We start from the raw sequence: 2069 nt of genomic DNA on the forward strand, positions 1-2069 counted from the left end.
AGACGAACACTGGGACGCCTGCCTCGACGTGCTCAAGGAACGTCCGCGCCGCCGTCGCTTGCAAACCGTTCCGGCCAGGGTCATGCAGATGATGAACTCACAAGTGCGTCAACGGTGCGGTTAAGTTGGCGCTTATGGGATGCTGCCCGCCGGGGGCGTGATGAGTACTCAGTTCACCGATGCGTCGCTGACCGAGGTCGCGGCCTATGGCGGCCGACGCGATTCGGCCATCTGGACCGGCGCCTATCTGGCCTCCGAGGCGCTGCGCTTTCTGACCACTGGCGCGCCAGATGCCGACCGTTCGATGGACGCGACGGTCGCGACTCTGCACCGCTGGTGGCGCATTGCGGGAGATCCCGGTTATCTCGCTCGCTATGCCGCGCCCGCCGAGAGCCCGGCGCCGGTGCAGGCGATCCTGAGCGCGGACGATCCGGAAGTCCATCGGGATGTTCCATTCGAGGATGCGCTCTGGCATTGGCGCGGCAATATCAGTCGCGATCAGTATCAGGGCGTTCTGCTCGGCTACTCGCTGGCCTATCAGGCCACCAGTAATCCCGAGGTTCGCGAGACTATCCGACAGGATGTGGTCGAGTTCGTCGAACAACTGATGAGCGGCGAGCGCAGGCCGGTGCGGATCAGGGTCAACGGTGTCACCACGACGCGGGAGATCAGCATTCCCTATGCGGTTTTCAGTACGGCCGATGCGCCTGACGGCATCCCCTTGCTGACGCTCCAGACCAATCCCTTCTCCGCCGCCGGAGAAGGCATGCTCTTTTTCGCGCCCAATGCCACCGATCTGCTGCAGCAGATCTTCGGGTTCAGCCTGCTCCCCAGTCTCCCGCAACCGACCCAGGCGATCCAACTGGCAGCGATCTTCCGGGTCGCGCTCCAGGTGACCGACGACGTTCCGGCCTATGCCAGCCGGCGCCAGGCGATCGTCGAGCATTACGAGCGCAATGTCGACGGATGGCTGGAGATCGCCACGGGCTGGCGGAATACGAACCGCTGCGACGAAGGATATTTCGGGCTCAATATCGGCTTTATGCCGCTGTTTAATTGGGTTCGGCTGGAAACCGATCCGGTGCGTCAGGAGCGCTTGCGGCAGGAGATTTTGCGCGATGCGCTGTGGGCCGAGGTGGCAGAGCACAAGAATGTGTTTTTTGCGCTGATCTATGGTTCGCAGGCGCCGCTGGAAGACGATGTGCCGGCGGTGCTCGATGAGCATGTGGCGCAACTGGCGCTGTTTCCGACCGCGCCCAACTGGGCGTCGCCGCGCGATTTGCGGGGGATCTATCCGGAAAGCACCCAATGTCCGGGGATTTCGGCCGTTGCCGTGAATGTGGACGAGCGGGTTCCCGCGACCTTCGTGTGGGAGCGCCACCCCTGGAAGCTCTACGATCCCGGGACACCGAACCAGATGTACCCCGGAATCGATTATCTACTGGCGTACTGGATGGGCCGGTTTTACGGCTTTATCGAGGATGACGCCCCCAGCACCTGTCTGTTGTGGTCGGTGATCGGGACTTGACGTCGTTGCGAGGGTTCCAGGGCTCGAATCGATGCGCGCTCGACGCGGATGTTGCGCGGCATCATTGTAGGGGCGAATTCATTCGCCACGTCGGTTGCGCGGATGTAAGGCGATTTCCGGCAAAGTCCGTACCCGACCGAAAAAGCTCCGGAATTGGACAGGATTAACAGGATTTTTCAAGATTGACAGGATTGATAAACAATGACTTATATCCTGCGAAATCCTGTTAATCCTGTCCATTAACCGCCTCTCTCTGGAGTGTTTTAGGAAATCACCTAAGGGCGAATGAATTCGCCCCTACATTCCCTCAAGTGATGGACGCAGTTTAGCCGGACTGCTCGATCGAGCGGTCGCGCGCGGCCTTGGCTCGCGCGAAGATCTCCAGCAGATGATCGCCGTCGGCGCGGCGGATGCTCTCGGCGAGGTCCGTCATCTCCACGCCGAAGCGCGCGAGCATGGCGCTTAATGCCTCGCGGTTGGCGAGGCAGATGTCGCGCCACATGACCGGGTTGCTGGAGGCGATGCGGGTGAAGTCGCGGAA

General features: G+C 61.3%; 2 protein-coding genes. One reads left to right on the plus strand and one right to left on the minus strand.

What is annotated here, in order from left to right:
• The first annotated feature begins 139 nt into the window (after positions 1-139).
• Complete coding sequence (locus QZY07_RS05085; RefSeq protein ID WP_295400320.1) at positions 140-1528, plus strand: hypothetical protein; 1389 nt, start codon at positions 140-142, stop codon at positions 1526-1528.
• A gap of 325 nt (positions 1529-1853) precedes the next feature.
• On the opposite strand, the gene QZY07_RS05090 is transcribed toward QZY07_RS05085, so the two are convergent.
• Positions 1854-2069, minus strand: a 216-nt coding sequence (locus QZY07_RS05090; RefSeq protein ID WP_295400321.1) for a prephenate dehydrogenase dimerization domain-containing protein, incomplete at its 5' end; no start/stop codon positions are given.

The sequence above is a fragment of the uncultured Thiocystis sp. genome (genome assembly GCF_903866365.1).
Classification (GTDB): Bacteria; Pseudomonadota; Gammaproteobacteria; order Chromatiales; family Chromatiaceae; genus Chromatium.